The organism is Lactococcus sp. EKM203L, assembly GCF_011800585.1.
In the GTDB taxonomy this organism is placed as follows: domain Bacteria; phylum Bacillota; class Bacilli; order Lactobacillales; family Streptococcaceae; genus Lactococcus; species Lactococcus lactis.
On the sequence record NZ_JAALEQ010000002.1, the window covers coordinates 297,129 to 318,136 of the forward strand.

The window sequence follows — 21,008 nt, forward strand, 5'->3', positions numbered from 1 at the left end:
GTATAGAATTATGAAAAGTATTTTACGTACTCTCCATAACCCTCTGCTTCTAATTGGTCAAAAGGAACGAAACGCAAAGCGGCAGAATTAATACAATAACGCAAGCCTCCCTTATCTAGGGGGCCGTCAGTAAAAACATGACCCAAATGACTGTCAGCATTACTAGAACGAACTTCTGTACGTTCCATAAATAGAGATTTATCTCGTTTTTCTTTGACAACTCCTTTATCAATCGGTTGTGTAAAGGCTGGCCAACCGCAGCCTGATTGATATTTATCTAAACTTGTAAATAGGGCTTCACCACTCACAACATCAACATACAATCCTTTTTCAAAGAAATCATCAAACTCATTAGCAAAAGGGGCCTCTGTCCCATTTTCTTGGGTAACACGATAAGCAAGTGGGCTTAATTTCTTTTTAAGTTCTTCTTTTTCCATCAGCAATTTTCCTTTCCTACATGTGACCATTGACTGTCAACCTTTTTGACACTAGTGTAAACTTGGTTGACAAAGGGCTTGACACCTTTACATTAGGCTGTCAATAAGCACTTTTTTGTCAAAAACAAGTCCTCATCTGATATGATTCATCCTATCAAAAATCGCTATTGATTTCCATTGAAAGTACTTAAAGATTTTAGGAATTCCATTTCTTAAATATTAAAAGTTACTGTTATTTTTCAGAAAATTCTTGTATCGTACTTTAAATTTTGATATAATCATAAATGTAAAACGTACTTGACATTTTCTGTAATCATTTGATTCCGGGAGGTAAAATGAAAACTCTTAACAATACCCATATTGGGCAAATTTATTATATTCATAAAATTATTGGGAAAAACCAAGCTAAACTGCGTGATTTAGGCATGATTTCCGATAAAAAAATAACACTAATTTCTACTGACGGCGAGAATGCAATTGTCAAAATTGATGAAACTCGCCTTGCTTTAAGTTCTGAATTTTTAGAGCAAATTTTTGTAAAAGAAGAACGTTCTAGCGAGGATATCATTGGTTTAGCTCACTTGCAAGTTGGGCAAACTGGTGTCGTTCGTATGATTGACGCAACGTCTGATATCAGGCGCCGCTTGATGGACATGGGCATTACGCGAGGAACAAGTGTTCATCTGCAAAAATTAGCACCACTTGGCGACCCTCTTGAACTTAGGCTTCGAGGCTATTCTCTCTCTTTGAGAAAGACGGATGCTGAAAAAATCAAAGTCGTTCTTGAACGATAGTAAGCAAAATTGTTGACCTATTTTTATCGTTATTTTTGTAAAGAAATTGTCCTAGAACACCTAACAAAGTCTAACGAAATTTAAGAAGAAATTTTAATAATATGAAAATAATTGCACTACTCGGAAACCCCAATAGTGGAAAAACGAGTATTTTTAATCAACTAACCGGATCAAATCAGCAAGTTGGTAATTGGCCGGGGGTCACTGTTGAAAAGAAATCTGGATTTTATCGAAAAGATAAAAGTATTTGTATCCAAGATTTGCCCGGTCTTTACTCTCTTTCTCCTTATTCACTTGATGAGCAAGTTGCCAGAGATTTTTTGACAAAAACACCACCGGATGCCCTCATTAATATTGTGGATTCAACGAATTTAGAGCGTTCACTTTATTTGACTTTACAGCTGATGGAACTTGGAATCCCTATGGTTTTAGCGCTTAATATGAGCGACCTTTTGGCTGGTCAAGGAAAAAAAATCGACATTGAAAAACTTTCTTATAGCCTTGGAATTCCTGTTGTTACAACCTCGGCCATTAAAAATAAAGGTTTAGATGAGGTTGTTAAAGTAGCACTTAAAAGTCATGAAAGTCAGCCTTTAGATTATGACCATCGACTTGAAGGGGCGCTCTCGGAAATTGGTAAAGCAACTGGTTTTACCAATCGTTTTGAACAAATAAAAGTTTTCGAAGGCGACAAACTTTTATTAGCTGGAGAAACAGATAAAGCGCTAAGTCAGCAAGTTCCTACTGACAATTCTCAAACTGGCTTATCAGCAAAACAACTGGCTGAAATTGAGGAAATTGTTTCTATCATCGAAAAATTAATGGCAGATGACCGTGAATCAATTATCGTTAATGAACGTTATGATTTAATTGGTCATATTGTTCAACTTTGCGTTACTCAGACTGAAACTGGTAAAATTAATCTGACAGATCGAATCGATCAGATTATTACCCATAAATGGTTGGGACTTCCTATTTTTGTCTTCATCATGTGGTTGGTCTATTTTATTTCTATTCAAACTGTCGGAACAGCAGCGACCGATTGGCTCAATGATGTCTTCTTTGGTCAATGGCTTCCTGATTTAATTGCCAATGGAATGAATGCTTTAGCTGTTACTCCTTGGGTTCAAGATTTAGTTTTAAATGGTGTCGTTGCCGGAATTGGGGCAATTTTAGGTTTTGTTCCACAGATTTTTGTGCTATTTTTACTTTTAGGAATTCTGGAAGATTCTGGATATATGGCTCGGGTAGCCTTTGTCATGGACCGAATTTTTAGACGCTTTGGCCTTTCTGGTAAGTCTTTTATTCCCATGCTTATTGCTTCTGGCTGTGGCGTACCTGGAATTATGGCGACGAGAACGATTGAGCAAGAGCGTGACCGAAAAATTACAATTATGGTCACAACTTTTATGCCTTGTTCTGCCAAACTCCCTATTATCGCATTAGTTTCTGGTGCTTTTTTCCCTCATGCTTCTTGGGTTGCTCCTAGTGCTTACTTTTTGGGAATGTCCATGATTATTCTCTCCGGTATTATTTTGAAAAAAACAAGGATGTTTTCTGGTGATACTTCGGCTTTCATCATGGAACTTCCTGCCTATCATTTACCTTATGCGATGACTGTTTTAAAATATGCTTTCGACCGTGCGTTTTCTTTCGTCAAGCGGGCTGGTACGATCATTTTCGCTATGAATGTTTTGATTTGGTTCACTTCAAATTATAATTGGACCTTGGCACATGTTGATGCGAGTCAATCCATTCTTGCTGATGTTGGTAAAGTTGTTGCTGTTATCTTTGCTCCTCTTGGTTTTGGCGAGTGGCGTGCAACAGTCGCTACAATTACTGGACTAATTGCCAAAGAAACAATTGTCGGAACAATGGGTGTCCTGTTTGCTCATAATTCTTCTGACAGTCACCAACTTTGGTCTGCTGTCCAAGCCACTTATACTCCTCTTTCCGCTTATTCTCTCCTTGTTTTCAATCTGCTTTGCGCGCCATGTGTTGCTGCAATCTCAACAATTTATAAGGAAATGGGCGATGTTCGTTGGACTTTACGAGCGGTTGGTTTTCAAACTTTAGTTGCTTATAGCATGAGCTTCATTATTTATCAATTGGGTAGTTTGTTTAGCTCACAAAACTTTGATGTTTTTAGTTTATTAGCATTAATTGTATTGTCGGTTGGTTTATATTTCATTTTCAGAAAAGGGAAAGGTCTTACTTATGAACTTAGCTAGTATTGTCATTTTGGCTGTCATCCTCATTATTACTGGATTTGCCATTTTTAAAACTGTTCGTAGCAAAGGGGCTTGCGAAGACTGCAATGTTAACACTTGTCCGGTCAAGGGAGCGGCGGCTCTACCCGTTTCAGCTGAATCTCATTCAACTAAAAAAACAGATGTTAAACATGATTGTTGTAATTAAAAAAAGTTACTGACAGATTTATTATGGTTAAATTTACTACCATAACAAGTCTGTCAGTATTTTTTTTAGCTTATTTTGAATGTTTTAGAATACCGATAAATTTGTCAGTACTTTTTACTTAATAATCTTGATCTGCCTGTCACTTACCCTTTGTTTATAATTGACAAGAAGAAAATTTATAACTATAATCAAAATATAACTGAAACATTATGCAAAATCTGTCAAAGTTTTTTCACAAAGGCTCACTGACAACTATTTTTTAACTCAAGAAAGGTCTTCTATGAAAAAATACATCAGCGTCTTTAGTGTTTTCTTGGTCTGGCTTGCCTACTTACTGGCACTCAATCCTATTCTCAAGGCTCTTGGTCTTATCAATTGGTTACGCAGCCTCGGACATTTTGCTTCACTAACCTCTATTATTATTCAAGAAATTCCAATTATCATCATCTTACTGCTACTCAATCATTTTTTCTGGCATCAAAAATTGCTATTTAAAGGATATAACTGGAAAAAAGCATTAGGAATGCTCATTCTTCCTTTAGTCATGTTTTTGGCAGGTTTAGTTCTTGCAATAGGAAAACATGCCCCCACTTCGTATATTTTTCTAGCCATTGGAGCCACTTTATTAATTGGTTTTGCTGAAGAACTCTCTTTTAGAGGTTTGATTTTTGGTATTTTAGTTAAAAATTCTAAAGATAAGATTATTGTTCCTTTATTTATTTCAAGTATACTATTTGGACTCATGCATTTGGTCAATATTCGTAATCAACCTTTAGGAAATACTATCATTCAAGTTCTTGGAGTTATGGCTTTTGGACTTTTCGCAGCTGTGGTTTACATGAAAACAAGCAATTTGATTTTTGCGATTGTGGTACATGCCATGAATGATTTCATGGCAATCATGGCCAGTTCGGGTAGTTTATCTTCACAACAAACCAACCCTCTGACAATTCTCTACGAATGGTTTATTTTTGGTACACTCGCTTTCGCATTATTTTACACGGGTTGGACTCAAAGAGAAGAATTCATTGCCGCTATTCAAGAACGTAGTCCACAACTTACGGCCCGTAAGTTACCTACTCTTGCTCAAAGTTCAACTTTCCGTAGAATTTTTGCCCTAGTTTCAATGATTTATGGAATTTTGATTTTACCAACGATGCTCCTTTTTTCAAAAATATCTACTAGTGCTGGCAGTCGAGCAGAAATTGCAAATAAAGCATTACCTATTTATCTTTTATTTCTTCTAGGAATCGCCCTATATATCTTTTTAATTGTTTTCTTTGATTTCCACTTAGGAAATCTTTGCTGGTTATTACTTCCTTATATCGGTGGTCCAGTCTTTGCTTTAATCGCTCTGGTTAATGGTGCAAGACCACTAACTGAAAAAACAAATCAATCTAAAACAATCAATAATAAAACTCCAAATTAATTCATTTGGAGTTTTTCTTTTTTAAAATTTAATTAAAAATTAAACTAACAAAGAATAGTAGGACTTGTACAAGTTGAAAAACCATTAAGATTTTAACTGATGAAATAAATGTTTCTTTTTTTACTTGTTTTTGCAAATATGGTCGAGCAAATTTTATCATCAATGGTGCAATTAACAGAATTAAAAGCATAATTGGAGAAAGTAATCCTAAAATTACTGCAACAACAATGGCAACAAAAGCCAAAATTAAAGCTGTAGTCCACCAAATAAGTGCTGCCTTTTTCCCAATATAATGCACGATTGTGTAGCGGTGATTGGCTTCATCTTCTTCTAAATCGCAGGTGTTATTGGCTAACATCAGATTTGCAATCAATAATGTATTAGGTAAAGCAATCAAGAAAGTTGTTGCCAGATTCGCAAATGACCAAACAAAATTCTGAGAACTATTGATATAAAGGCAAATCAGAAAAATGACATAACCCATTGTCAAACCTGATAAAAGTTCCCCAAGTGGAAGTGATGAGAGTGGTTTTGGCCCTCCAGCATAGAAAACTCCAACAGCATAGCAGAGTAGTCCCAACCAAAAGACTGCCCAACCAGTCATTAAAGCGACAATAATTCCTAAAATCAGACTACCAAAAAAGAAAAAGGCCAATAAACTTTTGATGAGTCCCATTGATAAGTTCTCGCGTCCGATAATATTTGTATTTTTTTGATAATCATCTGTATCTACTGCTTTATGATAATCATTATAGTTGTCCCAAATATCAACAAAACAGTTGAACATAAACATTGCCACAAAATAAATGGCAAGTGCTGACAAATTGACTGACTGATAATGATAAAGCGAGTAAGCAAGCCCTAGTAAAAATGGAAAAATTGAAGCAGTTTTAGCTTTCAATTCAATTAGTTCAGCAAATATTTTAAAATTCATTATTTCCTCTTTTTATTTATCAATTCGTCTATAAAAACTATTTCTTATTTTATCACATTTTAAATCAAAACTTTTAAAATCAAACTAGAGAAATACTAGCTTTAAAAGCTTTATCTCAAAAGTTACTGACAGAAATTTTGAGATAAAAAAGTTAATGACAGAAAAATTTTCTAATAGCTGTCAGTAAAATTTTCTATGAAAAAGCCTGTCAGTGACAGGTTTTCAATAATTTCTTTCCAATAAAATTTGTGTTGCTTCTTCTAAAATCTGCCGATTTGGCGACTCTGGTAATTTCCGAATTTCATTCAAAGCCAGTTCTGTTAATCTTCCAGCAACAAGGAGCGCTCCTGCTATCCCACCTGATTCTGTCACTAATTCTGCTAAATCTAAACATTCTTGTCTTGACAAATTTTCTGGCGCTTCTAAATAAGGAGCAATCGCTTCATCATTTACTTCACGAGCCAAGAGTAAAGGTAATGTATAAATCCCTTGACGGAAATCTGTCAAAATAGGTTTATCAGCTTCATCAAGTCCTACTGTAAAATTTAAAATGTCATCATAAACTTGAAAAGCAAGACCAATTGCTCGACCAATTTTACGGGCAGAATGTTGTAATTTTTTATCCCCACCAGCAAAATAAACACCTTCTAAACAGCTAAGACTCAGTAATTCAGCTGTTTTTCCACTAATTGCTTTCATATAGCGTCTCGCTGTATTATTTTTGTCAAAAGCAGATTGCATTTGAGTCAATTCACCCTGAAGAATTTTTTTCATTGATTGAGCATTTTTAGCGACAAAACTTGTCCCATTCATGGTTTCAATCAATAATTCAAAATAAACAGTATAAACAAAATCTCCAGCATAAACAGCTACATCTTTGCCAAATTGTGACTCTATTGACGGTAAACCACGTCTTAAAGGAGAGTCGTCGATAATATCATCGTGAATCAATGTTGCTGAATGAAGCATCTCTAATGATGCAGCGATTTTAATGAGCTTCTCTTCATCTTTAGAGCCATTAGGGACAATCCCAACGAACAGCAAAAAAAGCGCAGGACGAACCATTTTCCCGCCACGTGATGCAAATTTCTCTAGTGCTGCTTCTATCTCTTGATTATTAATTTTTAAACGCTCAATCATGAGCGCTTGGACATCCTTTAATTTATTCTGAATTTCGGGATAATCCTGCCAAAATGTGAGCAATGTTTTTTCTCTTTCCTCTCGATAATTCATTCATTTCTTTTGATAATGACTTATCAAATATCTTACTCCATTTTAGCAAAATAGACCCAATGTTGCGAACATAATGCCTTTTTTTCATAAGTAAAAAGAAGTTCAGATGAACTCCTTTTTTTATCGAATTTCCATAATTTGACTTTGAGGTAGGCGGTAACTTGGTTTTCCTTTGTCTTCTGAATTTCCAAGCGGAATAATTAGTTCTGGGCGATAACGTTTTTCAACTTCTAAAAGTTCATTCACTTTTTGAGTTCGATTAAAGCCCATGATGATGTTGCTTTCATAACCGTAATTTTTAATAGCCAAAACAAGATTCATTGTAACCAAACCAATATTGATTGAAAGATAATTACTTTCATGAAGTTCTTCAAATCCTTCATACATTTGTGGATAACGACTATTGAAGCGCAGAAGTTGTTCATCGTCCAACTCTCCAGCTCCTAATCTAGCAATATCACGAGAACGTTCAACTAAATCTGTATCGCTAAAGAGGACGATGACTGCACCAGCTTGTTTGATTTGTTCGTGATTGCCAGGATCAACTTCAGAAAGTAATGCTTCCCGTTTTTCTTCTGATTCTACAATGACAAAATGCCAACTTTGAATATTGTGGGCAGAAGGAGCTAAACTTGCTGCAGAAATAATTTGTTTAACATCCACTGTGGGAATTTTTTTACCATCAAAGTTTTTTACTTTGTGTCGTGATTTATTGAGCTTTACGTAATCCATGATACTCCTCTATTCCTCTTATGAGATGTAGCTGAATAGTTTCTCTGAAATTGTTTGCATCAATTTCTAAGTCTAGTAGAGCAGACACCCGTTTTTTCTTTGTTTATATTTTAGCAAATTTTTGTCACTTTTGCATAGCATATTTATTCATTATATTTATTTTTTTTATTAAATATAGGTTATTTCCGAAATATTTTACTGACAAAAGTGGAAATAAAAAAACTGCCTGGTCAGCAGTTTTTCTATTAGGCTAATTTGGCCTTATTTTTCTTAATTTGTTTTGAACGTAATTGTCCACAAGCTGCATCAATATCTGTTCCATGTTCTTGACGAACGACACAGTTAATGCCATTTTTCTTCAAAACATCATAAAATTTTGCCGTATTATCTTTTGTTGAACGTTCATATTTAATATGTTCTGCAACTGGATTGTATGGAATCAAGTTAACATAAGACAATTTATTTCTAGGTTTTATCAAGTCAGCCAATTGTTGAGCAATTTCTGGGCTGTCATTTTCACCAGAAAGCATAATATATTCGTAAGTCACACGTCGATTGGTTGTTTCTGTGTAATAGTCAATCGCTTCAAAAAGTTTTTCAAGTGGTGCGTTACGAGTAATACGCATCAATGAAGTACGCAACTCATTATTTGGAGCATGAAGTGAAATTGCTAAATTGATTTGTAGATTTTCATGCGCAAATTCTTTAATTTTTGCTGGCATAAATCCACAAGTCGAAACTGTGATGTGACGGGCCCCAATTGCCAGCCCATTATCATCATTAATAACACGCAAGAAGTTCATTAGATGTTCGTAATTATCAAAAGGTTCACCAATTCCCATAACTACCACGTGTGAAACACGTTCATCTAAACCACGTTCATCAAAGTATTTTTGAACGAGCATGATTTGGCTGACAATTTCCCCAGCAGTCACATCACGTTCTTTTTTCAAAATCCCAGAAGCACAGAAAGTACAACCCATATTACAACCTACTTGAGTTGTAACACAAACAGACAAACCATAAGATTGACGCATCAAAACTGTTTCAATCATCATCTTGTCAGGAAGCATAAATAGATATTTCACTGTTCCGTCAGCAGATTCTTGAACAACAACTTGTTCTAATGGATTCAAAATAAAATGCTCATTAAGTTTATCAATAAAAGCAGCTGATAAATTGCTCATTTCTTCAAAAGATTGAACACGTTTACGGTAAAGCCAATCCCAAACCTGAGTTGCTCGGAATTTCTTTTCTCCATTTTCAATTGCCCATTCAATTAATTGGTCACGTGTCAATCCATAAATTGAAGGATGCGTTTCTGTTATTATATTCTCTGTCATTATTTTCCTTAAGTATCTCAAATTTTAATCGTGCAATTTTTCATATCCCTTGAATACACTCATAAAATCAATTTAAATTATTATCATTTATTTATGAAAAACTAAATCACTTAGAAGTCCATAAATGTTAATTCTACGATAATTTTTAGTCTTTGACAAGTTGGCTGACCGTCAAATAACTTTTACAAAATCCTCAATCCTTTTTACGATTACGAATGACAAAGCCTTGATTCTCTTGCTTTTTAGTCTCTGTTTGCTCAACTTTTTTACGAGGATTCCGTTTTTTCATTGTAAATTTTTTATCAGAATCTTTAGCTGGATTTTGTTTTTTATTGTCTGTTTTTCTCTCTTGAGATTTTTTACTGACAGAAACTTTTTTATTTTTGTCAGTAACTTTTGGTTTTCTGTCAGTAGATTTTTCACGAATTTTAAAATCTTTTCGAGCTTCTAATGAATTTTCTGAACGTTTGTCTTCTTTAGCATTAACTTTTTGCTCATCACGCACCCGATTTCGATTGCGATTTCTCTTACGACGTGGCTTATCAAATCCTTGCTTCAACTCTTTTTCGGTAAAAAGTTTCTCAGAAACAAAGGCTTCATCTTTTGTCCGAATCCGCCGTAAAACAAAATAAGCACAACCGTAATTACAATATTCATTGACATAATCTTCAAGATGATCAATTTTATTGTCTGCCAACATTTTTCTACGACTGGTTGAGAAAAAACCCTTCAAACGCAATTGCTCAAAGCCCCAATCTCCCACAATATAATCATACTTATCTAAAACATCAGAAAAACGTTGTTCTAATTTTTCCGCATCAAAAGCCTCACGATAATTATGAACAATATGAAAAGTTCGTTGTCCAACTTGAACAACTTCCCCTACTGCCATAACATGTTCGCCAGGATATTTATTATAATTTAACTTACTTTCGTCTATTACTTTAGCCATTAATTTTTCTATTTCTATTTATTTTTAAAATGTTCTACTATAATTTCTCGTAAGAAATAAGGGAATAAAATTTCTGATTTTCCCAATTTTTTCAATAAAGGGAAATACCAAGCAAACAAATATTGGTCAGGTAAAACAATTTGATAACTCTCTTCATCAGAAATTTTTTCAAGTGACTGATTTTCCGAATTTTTTATGTAAAAATCACCTTCGCGTGGCTCAATTCCATGAAATATAAGAGAACCAAATGTTTTTCCACGAAAACCCATTCCTTGAATTTTTTGGGTGGCAAGGAAATCCGAAACATCCATAATTTCAAGCAAAACTTGTCTAAGTTCTTCACCTGTAAATGTGAAACGAACTAAACGAATCGAATGGGGTAAAAATTCATGTAAATCATCTAAAGTTAAATGATTTGGTAATTCATCTGTCACCAACAAACCGGAATTCATGAGACAAAGTTTTGTATTTCCATAATCCGCAAAGATTTTTGCCAAATAATGACTTCCCTTGAAATCCGGTAAAACATTAGGTAAAGCTTTAGGTAAATCAGCAACGACTGTTCCTTCTAAGAGTTTATGGCCTCTCAGTTCCCAACCATTGGTTTCTACCAAATCCGATTTTCTTTGAGGAAGCGTATTGGTTGCTATAGCTTCAATTTGTGCATCAACTAATTGATTATTTTCATTAAAAGTTAAATCAATTTGCCCCACATATTCGCCGTAGCGTCCAGCAGCTGCAAGAAGGGTTTGATTAACTTGAGCACCATGTTCAAATAAATGATGTGTATGAGCTCCAATAATCAAGTCAATCTCATCATAGTCCTTCGCAATTTGCTCATCAACATTCTTACCCAAATGAGAAAGTAAAATGGTAAAATCACAATCCAGTTTTGGTAAAAGTTCATCTAAAACCACAAAAGGGTCTGACAATTCCCAGCCCGCCTGTGGATAAGCAAGAACATAAGGGGCTGTCAAACCAATTAATCCAATTCGTAAGCCAAATGAAGTCGTGACTATCAAAGGCTCAAATTGTGCAAAATTTGTCGCCAAATTTGACAAGAGAACAGGAAAATTAGCTTCATCATAGAGATGAGAAAGCATCTCATGTGTCAGTCCTAATCCCTCATTATTACCTATTGTCGCCGCCGTCAAATCTAAACGATTCATCAATTCAACATTAAATTGTCCCTCTGTTGCCTCCGTCAAAGGATGAACCCGATCCACATTGTCACCCAAGTCGAAAGACAAACTTTCAACTTCTTCATGTGATTTTTCCGCAAAAAAACGCTCAATCACAGGGAAACGTTCCAAGTGAGAGTGTAAATCATTCAAATGGAGGATACGCAGTTTATTCATAATACTATTATAGCATAGCTACTAAGGCTAAACAATATTTCGTCTTACTAGCTTTCGCCTAATTTATAAGCAAGTGAAACTTAAGATTGCTATAGTATCTTCCTCAGAGCAATAAAGCATCTACAGATGCCCTAGCAGTTTGCTTGTGACAAACATAAGATTTATAACACAGGCAATATGAATAGGCTTTAAAAGCTTCTGTTCGCAAAAATAAAAAGCGCTATTGCGCTTCTTAAATTACTTTAATTTGGATTAAGCTCCTGTTGACCCAAATCCACCAGTCCGTTCTTCTTTTTCTTGATTTTCATCACCATCAGCGACCAAGAAAGGCATGAAGACTCCCTGAACCACGCGCTCCCCTTTTTCAATTACGACTTCTTCATCAGTGAAATTACGCATCTGCATAAACATATGCCCTTCATTATCAGGATTATTATAGTAATCCTTGTCAATAACACCTACTGAATTGATTAAAACCAAGCCTTTTTTACGAGGATTTGATGAACGGTCATACATATAAAGTACTTCATCTGACTGCATATAGGCCTTCAAACCTGTTGGAATTAATTTAATTTCCCCTGGCGCAAAACTAACGGTTTCAGCTGCTTCAATGTCATAACCTGCTGAATGTTCAGTTGAACGTTTTGGTATATTAATTCCAGCATTTTTATATTTAGTTACCACTTCAAATCCACGAATTTTCATCTCTTACCTCATTTGTTTTTTTCTATTATATCATAAAAAAAGCACTCAGAGAGCGCTTTTCATTTAGACTTCTTCAGCATTTGTTTCGATGAGATGTTGATACCAGTAATAAGAATCCTTCGGTATCCGTTTCAATGAACCTTCCATTGTTTCATCTTGGTCAACATAGACAAAGCCATAACGTTTTTGGTAGCCATTTAACCAAGAAAGGAGGTCAGTATAAGACCAAGTGTGATAACCAATGACTTTTGCTCCATCCGTCATCGCTTCTTTGATTGCTTTAACATGACTTTCTAGATATTTGATTCGATAATCATCATGAATTTTTCCATCTTCAACTTTATCATATTCGCCCAAGCCATTTTCTGTAATCATCACTGGAATACGATAACGAGAAGTGATACGACGAAGTGCAATTCTCAAGCCTTCAGGGTCAATTTCCCAATCCCAATTTGTTCGGTCAATAAAAGGATTTTGAATTTTTTTATGGAGGCCTGGAATTCCTGATTCTTTGGTTGTTCCTTTTTTACCACTTGTATTAAAGGAACCGACTCCAACTCCTCCGTCAACTGGATTCCATGCGTTAGTAGCTGTCTGGTAATAATTAATACCTAGAAAATCAGGTTTAGCTGATTTCAAAAGTTCAGCATCCCCTGCTTCAAATTCAGGTGCTAGCCCATTTTCACGTAAATAAGCCATTGCCGCAATTGGGTATTCTCCGTAAAGATAAACATCCATCCAAAAGTGACTATAAAGCTCTTCTGCATTTTCAGCCGCTAAAACATTGAGTGGGTCAGAATCCTTAGCATATTGTGGCGTATAGGCAAACGAAGGGCCAATTTGTCCATCCATTTCAAGTTCATGAAATTTATTGATTACCGCAGCATTTGTCAGATTAGCAATATGATTGACCTGATAAAAAAGTTTCATATCTCTTTTTCCAGGTGGGTGAGTCGCGAGTGACCAACCTTGACTTGTAAAAATATTTTGTTCATTAAGCGATACCCAATATTTTACTTTACCTTTAAAAGCATTAAACAAAACTTCAGCATAGTTAACAAAATCTGCAATAATTTCTCGTGATTCCCAACCACCATATAAATCTTCTAAGGCTTGGGGCAAATCCCAATGATAAATCGTGACAATTGGTTCAATCTCATTAGCAATCAACTCATCAATCAAATCTTCATAGAATTTCAAGCCTGCTTGATTGACTTCGCCACGTCCGTCAGGTAAAATCCGCGTCCAAGCAATTGAAAAACGGTAGGATTTAAGGCCCAACTCTTTCATTAAAGCCACATCTTCTTTATAGCGATGATAATGATCAACAGCGACATCCCCATTCGTTCCTTTAAAAGTCTTGCCTGGAATACGGACAAAATTATCCCAGACACTGGCTTTTTTGCCATCTTCAAAAGGTGCTCCCTCAACTTGATAGGCTGCCGAAGCCGAACCCCATAGAAAATCATTTGGAAATGCTTTTAATTTTTTGTGCTCCATTTTATTCCCCCATTACTTGTTTATAGTCTATATTATAACATTTGTAACCGTTTTATTTTGTTTTATCTTTTGGAATTTGTTTTTTTATTTTTACGTGATTATCCTAAAAAAAGTTGTCTTAAAAGACAACTTTATTTTCTTGATTTTATTTTTATATCTTTATGTGCTTGTTGATTTTCTGCTTCTATTTTGTTGGCTTTCTTTTTTTGGCTGCGTGCAATAAGAATCATTGCCAAGCCAATTAAAACGATTGCTAAACCAAGCCAGTTATGATAAGCCACAAGCAATAGACCTAAACTGATAAAAGCGATGCCCCAGGTACTCATACAACACTCACATTAAAGAAGACAGCTGCTCCAAATGAGCTTCCTTTAATTAGCTGTTTAGCCATTGCTGCGTCAGTCGTTGCGTCATCTGTTGGTGTTTCAAAGAAAAGTTTTAATCCTTGTTTTTTTGTATGTTTAAAGCCATTTTCTTCTAAAAGTTGAATAATTTCTTTTTGCATCATTGCAGAATTTACGAGTATCATAGTATTTCCTCCTCTATGAGTGTTTTTTATCACATCTGATAAGGTTTATATTATAAATCTTACCAGATTTAACAAAAAATGTGTAGAGCAAGTTTTCTTACTTGCTCTACCATTAATTTCAAATTTAGTCGAGTTCAGTTTCTTCCAACTTGTTAGCTGCGATAACGAATGGTACCCAGATAACAAAGGTAATGATCAAGTTAATAATTGTAAGGACAATTGCCCGCCAGTCAAAACCGGTTGCCATGAAGGCATTCATAATTGGTGGTGTTACCCATGGCACAGCATTGACAACTGGGTCAACCAAGTGAAGGGCTGTTGCAGTGTAGGCAATGATTACAGAAATCAATGGAGCGACTGCAAATGGAATAAAGAAGATTGCATTCAAGACAACTGGCAGACCGAAGAGGACTGGTTCGTTGATGTTGAAGATACCAGGTGCAAGTCCGAGACGTCCAACAATCTTGTAGTCTTTACGTTTAGAGAAGAGAATGATTGCAATAACAAGTGTAATTGTACCACCTGATCCACCAAACCATGCAAAGGCGTCCCATGAACCACGTACCCAAAGGTTAACGTAGTCACCATTAATGGCATGTGCTTTATCAACCGCACCTTTAGCAATCAAGTCACGGATACCTTGTGAGTGAACTTGGAAGTAAAGGGCTTGGTTATTAAGTCCAAGAGGTCCCCAGATACCATCGAGTACTGGTGCCAAAACGTTTGGTCCGTGAAGTCCGAAGAACCAGAAGACTGAAACAAAGAGTGTAACAATCAGTACTGAGAAGATATTTTGTGACAGAATTTGGAATGGCTCTGCGATATAGTGGGTAATCAGGTTAATGACAGAGTCATTTGTCAATTTACCAATGATGTAGTAGATTAGACCAACGATATAAAGTGCTGCAATTGTAGGAATGATTGCTAAGAAAGCTTTTGCTACTGCAGGTGGAACTGATTCTGGCATCTTAATTGTGATGTCAGCAAGCATGAGTTTTGCATAAATAATAACTGCAAGGGCACCCATAATAATAACTGTGAAGTAAGCTCCAGCATCGAGGTGAGCTGAGGCAAAGAGTGGTTTCCAAGCGGCAAGTCCTTGATCACCAAGAACGCCATTAAGCTTGTCAGTTGCTGCTACACCAGCTTTACCTGTACCAAGGGCTGCTGTAAATTTACCCATTTGGTTTGGCAAACCTGCAAATAAGGTTGCAACTGATACGATACCACCAGCGAGGTCATTGACTCCGTAAGCACGGGCCAAATTGTAACCCCAAGAAAAGGCAAAGATAAGACCAATAACTGTCAGTGTACCTTGGTTAACAAGGGCTGAAATATTGTTCAAATCACCAATGATTGGTGTATTAGCAAGTGTCCAGACTTTCTCTGGTGCTAATTTTGAGAATGCTGTTGCTCCCAACATCATTTGTTGGATAGCTGACGGGAATGTTGTCACGATAGCTGAAATCATGGCAGCTAAGGCACCAGCAAGTGTTGCTGGCAACATACCGATAAATGAGTCACGCAGCGCAACTAGGTGTTTTTGAGACCCAATCTTTGCCGCAACAGGGACGAGATATTTCTCCATCCACGCAGTAATTCCGTTCATGGAATTCCTCCTTTATAATATAATAATAAATAACTTTCAAAAAAACTTTTTGAACATAATTAAGGTTCTGTCAGTACTGACAGGCATAGATTATCGATTATTTTTTGCTCTCGATAAGTTTAAATGAGCTCCATGGTTTTAGGAAATCGAGTAGGAATAATTCATCATCTGCGATACGTCCAACGACATTGACTCGACCATCATTTTCCATTTCACGTAAGGAGATTTGAGTCTCACCTTTATATTGACCATAGCCTTCGTTGTCAATAATGACATCGCCACGTTGAATTTTATCAGTATCGTGAGCGGGGAATTCAAGGTCTTTATAAGTGATTCTTGTCATTGTTGAACGGAGCATGTAAGCTGATTTATCACCACGGTAGCTATGTGTCGCTTCAAAAAGACATTTGCGTTCATTTTCGCTGATTGTTTCACGTGGAACGACTTTAATCTCAGGCATGCTTGCGTTAAATGCTTGGCTCATTGCTTTAAGTTCTTCTTCGCTCGCATAAGCATTGGCAATAGTCACATCATCAATTCCACCGAGGAGTTTGTAATGTTTAACTTGTGTCGCAATTTCAAGGCTTCTGTGGTCTTCAAGAGTACAAAGGCCATCTTGAGTTGGCCAAGGACCAAATGTTGCTGCTTGCGAATTGACAAAGGCCATGGTGTTTAAATTATAGCCCTTGAATTTTTCTGTACATTTAAGATAATGGTTAAATTCCAATCCTGTGTAACGATGTGGGTAGAAATTGTGACTTCCCAACAGTTTTTCAGTATCAGGTGAGTAATCCATTATTGAATCAACATAGGTTGTTCCCTGACTCATATTGATTTCAATTTTGATTCCGTAAGGATTTCGGGTCATTCTGGCTTCTTCGGCTCCTGTGAATCCTATGTCAAGTCGAACTCCATCTGCACCCATTTCATGGAAAAAGCTGAGGTCATCATAACTAATGTTAAGTTGTGTAAAGAGACCTGGATTGATATCCACCATGACTTCCATTCCTAACTGATTGGCGTAATCAACAACTTTTTTGAAAGCTGCAAGAACCCCTTCTTTATCTCCATCAATTTCGAGTAAAGAAGTGAAGACACGCTTAAATCCATATTGATGCGCTAAATCAAGATAAGCTTTATCTGCCTCAAAATTTGAGCGTTCTGGATAGATAGATACCCCTAATTTTCCCATTTTTTTCTCCTTTTTCTTATTTGTTTATTTCCTTTTTTTATTTCTGAAATAAACCTTAAGTCTATGATAAGGCTTTCATTTCATTTTTGCAAGCGATATCATCTTAAAAAAAACATGTTTCTTAAATTGAAACATTAACGATAAATTCTCATTTTTAGATAGGTTTAACGCTTTCTTTCGTTAAAATCTTTAAAATAAGGCGAATTGACCTATACCAATTCTTGTCAGTAATATCAGTGTAACAAACAAACTCCTCCTCCCACAATATTCTAATTTTTTAATTTCTTTAATTTTTATCAAAAAAGTTACTGACAAAGCTGTCAGTAACTTTTTTAAAAATATTCACGAAGAATCGCCTGATTCTCTTTTAAAATTTTTGCCGTAAATTGGCCAATGGTCATTTTTTCTCTTTTTCCTTCTCCGAGACTAATATTGTTTTCAGGAATAATTTCGTCAGTAATTTCAACTGAAAATTCGGGCTGACCGTGTACTTTTAAAAATTCCTGTAAGTTAACAATTCGTGCCTGCATATAAGGAACAAGTTTAATTTCTGCTCGCTGTGGCTCTGTCAGTTCTTCTTCAAGGAGAGTATCTGAAGGTGCTTGCCAACTAATTTCCGAAAATGAACCAGCATGGCTTGAAATAAAACGATAAAATGCTTGTTTTGCCTCGTCAGTCAAAGTTATCTGTTCTTTGATAACAAATGTCATTTCTGAAAATTCATAGAGAAGATAGCCCAAAGCCTTACCATTTTCGCGATAAATCGCACAGTGAGGTTGTGATTTAAAACTGAAAAAGTAAGACCAAAGTTCTGGAGAGCGAATAAGTGAGCCTTGATTATCAGCCTTTTGATGAACTTCTGTCAGTACTTTAAAAAGGGCTGTATTTTTACTGACAGAAAATTCACTAGCATTTTCATCATCAAACTCAAACTTTTCTCGACTAATTTCGCCCGCACTTCTCTTACCTTTAGGAAAATCTTGAGCTGCTAGTCGATAATGTTTTTGATTAAAAGCATAATGATAACCAAATTTTTCATAAAAAGCATATGAAAATGGTGCTAAATATGAAAAAATCACTCCTTTTTCATAATTATCTCGCAAACTTTTGGTCATTAATTGTCGAATGGCTCCATTGCCTCGAAACTCAGGATAACTGGCAACATAACCAATTCCAGAAGTTTTGACTTCTTGATTTTTCCAATAAACATTAAATTGTGAGTCAATCACCATTGACGTAAGTTTTTGATTTTCGTAGTGGCCATAAGGAGTTGAAAATTCAAGTAATTTGTCAAAAGCTTTTGCCCGTTCCTTTGTTTTAGGCTTATGAAAGGCATAAGTTGCCAAATCTAAAAATTCTTTATTATTTTTTGTATTCGCATTCATAAATTCATTTTAACACAAATTTGTAGGAATAAGAAAACATTTTTGTTAACGTTTACTTTTTTGATTTTTCTAATCGTCCAATAGAAAAACAGCCAAAATCGGCTGTTTCAAATCAAAATTTTAATTTCTTCGAGACCAAATATTTAGCCCAAAATTACTGACAGCTTTCAGTATCTTGTTCTTAAGAGCAATCAGTACTTTTTAATTCTTTCCAATTCAAAATCATCATTCAAGGCTGATTCTGTCAGTAAAGTCAAACAGTAAAACTGAAAATTCAGTTTAGTATTATAATCTTTCCGCCTAGCTTATCACTGAAAATAAAGCGCATGAAAACAACTTATTTCTTTGTAAATCTGAAAGTCTTAAAATTTTCATTGTCTGACACTTTACTTATCTTGCTCTACCGCCATTGTAAGCTCGATTGACATTATCCAAAACAGCAACCATTTGGCGCTTTTTAAAACGTCCCAAGAAAAAACCAACGGCTTTGTCGTTAATCATTTGAATAAAACCATTTGATGTTTGGTTCTCTTCAATGACCACCTGAGTGCTTCGGTCATCAATTTTATGCAATTCCCAGCGAGTACTAAAAGTATTGCGATTTGTTTTAGTCGTAAAAGCGTAAATGCTTGGTTCTGTCAGTTCTGTAATTTTAATACTTCCTCTTTGGTTTTTCCCAAAGCTCTTACTATATTCATAACCATTTAAGCTTCTAACTTTCGGACGTTTCCCTGTATTTTTTTCAATGTCAAATAGACACGAATCAATTATTTTTTCAAAGATAAATTCTCTCGGGGCATCAACTATTTTATCAATTCTCATCTTTTTTTCTCCCTCAGCAAGTTTTTTAACTAAGTTTATTCTAACAAGATTAAAGATTCTTTGCAAGCACTTTCATGTTTTCAAAAGCAAAACATATTTTTACTTGAAAAATGGTAAACCGATAAAGAGAACCAATAGAATAACAAAGGCGCCTGTTGCAAAAATACGGTATTGTTTGGGAATAGATGGAATGAAAGCCTTAGGAGCAAAAATTGCTGACAAAAGCAGTCCACCAATTGCCCCGCCAATATGTGCCCAAATGCTTACATTTCCTAAAGAAAAGAGATTCATAACCAAGTTAGCAACAATCAACACAGTAAACATTCGACCGATTTGTTGTAAAAATGGATGTTTTGTAAAAAATGCTAAACCAACAACTGCCGCAAAGAGGCCAAATATAGAAGTGGATGCCCCTGCCGAAACCACTCTAGGTGTCAAAAGAAAAACCATGGCATTACCAAAAATTCCTGACAAAAGATAAATCAGAGTAAAACGTAGCCAACCAAAAACATTTTCAATTTGCCGACCGATGAAAAAGAGCGTCGCCACATTTAATAAAACGTGTGCCCAACCAATATGGATAAAGAGTGCTGTAAACAAACGCCACATTTGTCTTGGGTCAAACAGCATAACTTGACCAAGTATGGCTCCACTATTGAACAAGTTGATTGCTGAAGTTGCCGATATTCCGTAAGTAAAAAATTGCCATAACCAAACTAAGAGTGTGATAATTGATAAGATATAAGTTGCCTTGTAACGTGTAAAATCTCGTTTAATTTCATTAAAATTCATTATTTTTTCTCCCTATAAAAAGTTCTTGTACTGCGATGTCATGGCTTTCTGCCTCAAAATCCATTTTTTGAAAATCATAAAGTACAGAGGCCGTTGTTCCCTCAAAATTAGCCAAATACCGGTCATAATAACCACCACCAAAACCGATTCGATAACCCTCATCATTCCAAATTAAGCCTGGAACAAGGATAAAATCAGGCTCAACTGCAATTTCAGATTTTGGCTCAAGCAAGCCAAATTTTGAGCGAACAAGATTTTCTTTATCATACTTGGCAAAAATCATTTGACGCTCAGGTAAGCATTTAGGAATCAAAATTTCTTTGTCGTCAGATTGGTCGAAAAGTTCTGTCAAATTAAATTCAATTGGCATTGACATATAAAGCGCTATTTTTTTTGCAGATTTCCATTTTGAGGAAGCGGTTAACTGCTTTAAAACATCCTTATTCTGACGCCTTTTCTCGTAGTCTGAAAATTTTTTTAACATTTGTAATATTTTTTTACGGTTTTCTGCTTTACTTTCCATATTAACTATGATAACATGAAAGTGTAAGTTTTTGTTTTACGATTAGTTCTGTGCTTTTGGGTTCATTCCTATTCAAGAAATTAGATTTACAAATTTATAAATAAGGAAGTACCAAAAATGGCACAAGGAACTGTTAAATGGTTTAACGCAACTAAAGGCTTCGGCTTTATCACTACTGAAGAAGGAAACGACGTTTTCGCTCACTTCTCAGCTATCCAAACTGATGGATTCAAAACACTTGACGAAGGTCAAAAAGTTACTTTTGACGTTGAAGATGGCCCTCGTGGACCTCAAGCTGTTAACATCCAAAAATAATTACAG

Annotated in this window: 22 protein-coding genes; 5 read left to right on the plus strand and 17 right to left on the minus strand. The window is 35.5% G+C overall.

Features of this window, described 5'->3' with window-relative positions:
- Positions 1 to 8 precede the first annotated feature (8 nt).
- Positions 9 to 437 carry a peptide-methionine (R)-S-oxide reductase MsrB gene (gene msrB / locus HFD15_RS04715; RefSeq protein WP_012897028.1) on the minus strand — a complete coding sequence of 143 codons (429 nt, stop codon included), beginning with the start codon at positions 435 to 437 and terminating at the stop codon, positions 9 to 11.
- A gap of 335 nt (positions 438 to 772) precedes the next feature.
- Between msrB and HFD15_RS04720 the strand changes: the two genes are divergently transcribed.
- The 4 genes from HFD15_RS04720 to HFD15_RS04735 all read left to right on the plus strand — a co-directional run bounded on the left by HFD15_RS04720 (position 773) and on the right by HFD15_RS04735 (position 5,078).
- Positions 773 to 1,231: a ferrous iron transport protein A gene (locus HFD15_RS04720; RefSeq protein WP_003129762.1), complete on the plus strand. Its 459-nt coding sequence runs from the start codon at positions 773 to 775 to the stop codon at positions 1,229 to 1,231.
- A 101-nt stretch (positions 1,232 to 1,332) separates the two neighbouring features.
- On the plus strand, positions 1,333 to 3,462 hold the full coding sequence (gene feoB, locus HFD15_RS04725; protein WP_058208236.1) for a ferrous iron transport protein B: 2,130 nt from the start codon (positions 1,333 to 1,335) through the stop codon (positions 3,460 to 3,462).
- Entirely contained in the window at positions 3,449 to 3,649 is a 201-nt protein-coding gene (locus HFD15_RS04730; RefSeq protein WP_003129760.1) for a hypothetical protein, read from the plus strand. Before feoB ends, HFD15_RS04730 begins: the two co-directional genes overlap by 14 nt.
- 280 nt (positions 3,650 to 3,929) lie before the next feature.
- A complete protein-coding gene (locus tag HFD15_RS04735) occupies positions 3,930 to 5,078 on the plus strand; it encodes a CPBP family intramembrane glutamic endopeptidase (RefSeq protein WP_058208235.1) in 1,149 nt (382 codons plus the stop codon).
- Positions 5,079 to 5,106: 28 nt separating this feature from the next.
- Here the strand turns inward: HFD15_RS04735 and HFD15_RS04740 are convergent, their stop codons facing one another.
- From HFD15_RS04740 to HFD15_RS04815, 16 genes are all read right to left on the minus strand, one after another.
- Entirely contained in the window at positions 5,107 to 6,012 is a 906-nt protein-coding gene (locus HFD15_RS04740) for a prenyltransferase (RefSeq protein WP_058208234.1), read from the minus strand.
- 222 nt (positions 6,013 to 6,234) lie between these two features.
- On the minus strand, positions 6,235 to 7,215 hold the full coding sequence (locus HFD15_RS04745; protein WP_167593333.1) for a polyprenyl synthetase family protein: 981 nt from the start codon (positions 7,213 to 7,215) through the stop codon (positions 6,235 to 6,237).
- Positions 7,216 to 7,365: 150 nt separating this feature from the next.
- Positions 7,366 to 7,977, minus strand: a complete 612-nt coding sequence (locus HFD15_RS04750; protein ID WP_003129755.1) for a nitroreductase family protein — start codon at positions 7,975 to 7,977, stop codon at positions 7,366 to 7,368.
- Between the two features lie 245 nt (positions 7,978 to 8,222).
- The gene (gene rlmN / locus HFD15_RS04755) at positions 8,223 to 9,320 is read right to left on the minus strand and encodes a 23S rRNA (adenine(2503)-C(2))-methyltransferase RlmN (protein ID WP_167593302.1); all 1,098 of its coding nucleotides are present in this window, start codon (positions 9,318 to 9,320) and stop codon (positions 8,223 to 8,225) included.
- Positions 9,321 to 9,513: 193 nt separating this feature from the next.
- Positions 9,514 to 10,272 carry a YutD family protein gene (locus HFD15_RS04760; protein ID WP_012897022.1) on the minus strand — a complete coding sequence of 253 codons (759 nt, stop codon included), beginning with the start codon at positions 10,270 to 10,272 and terminating at the stop codon, positions 9,514 to 9,516.
- A 14-nt stretch (positions 10,273 to 10,286) separates the two neighbouring features.
- Positions 10,287 to 11,630 (minus strand): bifunctional UDP-sugar hydrolase/5'-nucleotidase, encoded by a 1,344-nt coding sequence (locus HFD15_RS04765; protein ID WP_021721774.1) that lies wholly within the window; start codon positions 11,628 to 11,630, stop codon positions 10,287 to 10,289.
- A gap of 252 nt (positions 11,631 to 11,882) precedes the next feature.
- Positions 11,883 to 12,335, minus strand: coding sequence for a dUTP diphosphatase (locus tag HFD15_RS04770; protein WP_003129749.1), 453 nt, complete (start codon positions 12,333 to 12,335; stop codon positions 11,883 to 11,885).
- Positions 12,336 to 12,398: 63 nt separating this feature from the next.
- The gene (locus HFD15_RS04775; RefSeq protein WP_010905175.1) at positions 12,399 to 13,835 is read right to left on the minus strand and encodes a glycoside hydrolase family 1 protein; all 1,437 of its coding nucleotides are present in this window, start codon (positions 13,833 to 13,835) and stop codon (positions 12,399 to 12,401) included.
- 131 nt (positions 13,836 to 13,966) lie between these two features.
- On the minus strand, positions 13,967 to 14,161 hold the full coding sequence (locus HFD15_RS04780) for a hypothetical protein (protein ID WP_012897017.1): 195 nt from the start codon (positions 14,159 to 14,161) through the stop codon (positions 13,967 to 13,969).
- Positions 14,158 to 14,364, minus strand: coding sequence for a hypothetical protein (locus HFD15_RS04785; protein WP_010905174.1), 207 nt, complete (start codon positions 14,362 to 14,364; stop codon positions 14,158 to 14,160). Before HFD15_RS04785 ends, HFD15_RS04780 begins: the two co-directional genes overlap by 4 nt.
- 124 nt (positions 14,365 to 14,488) lie before the next feature.
- Complete coding sequence (locus HFD15_RS04790) at positions 14,489 to 15,973, minus strand: PTS sugar transporter subunit IIC (RefSeq protein WP_012897016.1); 1,485 nt, start codon at positions 15,971 to 15,973, stop codon at positions 14,489 to 14,491.
- Between the two features lie 97 nt (positions 15,974 to 16,070).
- The gene (locus HFD15_RS04795) at positions 16,071 to 17,165 is read right to left on the minus strand and encodes a DUF871 domain-containing protein (RefSeq protein WP_058208231.1); all 1,095 of its coding nucleotides are present in this window, start codon (positions 17,163 to 17,165) and stop codon (positions 16,071 to 16,073) included.
- Between the two features lie 332 nt (positions 17,166 to 17,497).
- Positions 17,498 to 18,550 (minus strand): enhanced intracellular survival protein Eis, encoded by a 1,053-nt coding sequence (gene eis / locus HFD15_RS04800; RefSeq protein WP_167593301.1) that lies wholly within the window; start codon positions 18,548 to 18,550, stop codon positions 17,498 to 17,500.
- Between the two features lie 390 nt (positions 18,551 to 18,940).
- Complete coding sequence (locus tag HFD15_RS04805; RefSeq protein ID WP_012897013.1) at positions 18,941 to 19,372, minus strand: DUF3284 domain-containing protein; 432 nt, start codon at positions 19,370 to 19,372, stop codon at positions 18,941 to 18,943.
- Positions 19,373 to 19,471: 99 nt separating this feature from the next.
- Complete coding sequence (locus tag HFD15_RS04810; protein ID WP_167593300.1) at positions 19,472 to 20,164, minus strand: rhomboid family intramembrane serine protease; 693 nt, start codon at positions 20,162 to 20,164, stop codon at positions 19,472 to 19,474.
- Entirely contained in the window at positions 20,154 to 20,687 is a 534-nt protein-coding gene (locus tag HFD15_RS04815) for a 5-formyltetrahydrofolate cyclo-ligase (RefSeq protein WP_029344716.1), read from the minus strand. The genes HFD15_RS04810 and HFD15_RS04815 overlap by 11 nt, the downstream gene beginning before the upstream one ends.
- Before the next feature lie 117 nt (positions 20,688 to 20,804).
- Between HFD15_RS04815 and HFD15_RS04820 the strand changes: the two genes are divergently transcribed.
- Positions 20,805 to 21,002: a cold-shock protein gene (locus HFD15_RS04820; RefSeq protein WP_003129735.1), complete on the plus strand. Its 198-nt coding sequence runs from the start codon at positions 20,805 to 20,807 to the stop codon at positions 21,000 to 21,002.
- Positions 21,003 to 21,008: the final 6 nt, after the last annotated feature.

Bases quoted from the DNA above. Each gene is read 5' to 3' on its own strand.
- HFD15_RS04765 (WP_021721774.1), bottom strand. From the start codon at position 11,630: ATGAATAAACTGCGTATCCTCCATTTGAATGATTTACACTCTCACTTG.
- HFD15_RS04790 (WP_012897016.1), bottom strand. From the start codon at position 15,973: ATGAACGGAATTACTGCGTGGATGGAGAAATATCTCGTCCCTGTTGCG.
- eis (WP_167593301.1), bottom strand. From the start codon at position 18,550: ATGAATGCGAATACAAAAAATAATAAAGAATTTTTAGATTTGGCAACT.
- HFD15_RS04795 (WP_058208231.1), bottom strand. From the start codon at position 17,165: ATGGGAAAATTAGGGGTATCTATCTATCCAGAACGCTCAAATTTTGAG.
- HFD15_RS04735 (WP_058208235.1), top strand. From the start codon at position 3,930: ATGAAAAAATACATCAGCGTCTTTAGTGTTTTCTTGGTCTGGCTTGCC.
- rlmN (WP_167593302.1), bottom strand. From the start codon at position 9,320: ATGACAGAGAATATAATAACAGAAACGCATCCTTCAATTTATGGATTG.
- msrB (WP_012897028.1), bottom strand. From the start codon at position 437: ATGGAAAAAGAAGAACTTAAAAAGAAATTAAGCCCACTTGCTTATCGT.
- HFD15_RS04775 (WP_010905175.1), bottom strand. From the start codon at position 13,835: ATGGAGCACAAAAAATTAAAAGCATTTCCAAATGATTTTCTATGGGGT.
- HFD15_RS04760 (WP_012897022.1), bottom strand. From the start codon at position 10,272: ATGGCTAAAGTAATAGACGAAAGTAAGTTAAATTATAATAAATATCCT.
- HFD15_RS04810 (WP_167593300.1), bottom strand. From the start codon at position 20,164: ATGAATTTTAATGAAATTAAACGAGATTTTACACGTTACAAGGCAACT.
- HFD15_RS04730 (WP_003129760.1), top strand. From the start codon at position 3,449: ATGAACTTAGCTAGTATTGTCATTTTGGCTGTCATCCTCATTATTACT.
- HFD15_RS04780 (WP_012897017.1), bottom strand. From the start codon at position 14,161: ATGAGTACCTGGGGCATCGCTTTTATCAGTTTAGGTCTATTGCTTGTG.
- feoB (WP_058208236.1), top strand. From the start codon at position 1,333: ATGAAAATAATTGCACTACTCGGAAACCCCAATAGTGGAAAAACGAGT.
- HFD15_RS04815 (WP_029344716.1), bottom strand. From the start codon at position 20,687: ATGGAAAGTAAAGCAGAAAACCGTAAAAAAATATTACAAATGTTAAAA.
- HFD15_RS04750 (WP_003129755.1), bottom strand. From the start codon at position 7,977: ATGGATTACGTAAAGCTCAATAAATCACGACACAAAGTAAAAAACTTT.
- HFD15_RS04770 (WP_003129749.1), bottom strand. From the start codon at position 12,335: ATGAAAATTCGTGGATTTGAAGTGGTAACTAAATATAAAAATGCTGGA.
- HFD15_RS04720 (WP_003129762.1), top strand. From the start codon at position 773: ATGAAAACTCTTAACAATACCCATATTGGGCAAATTTATTATATTCAT.
- HFD15_RS04740 (WP_058208234.1), bottom strand. From the start codon at position 6,012: ATGAATTTTAAAATATTTGCTGAACTAATTGAATTGAAAGCTAAAACT.
- HFD15_RS04820 (WP_003129735.1), top strand. From the start codon at position 20,805: ATGGCACAAGGAACTGTTAAATGGTTTAACGCAACTAAAGGCTTCGGC.
- HFD15_RS04805 (WP_012897013.1), bottom strand. From the start codon at position 19,372: ATGAGAATTGATAAAATAGTTGATGCCCCGAGAGAATTTATCTTTGAA.
- HFD15_RS04785 (WP_010905174.1), bottom strand. From the start codon at position 14,364: ATGATACTCGTAAATTCTGCAATGATGCAAAAAGAAATTATTCAACTT.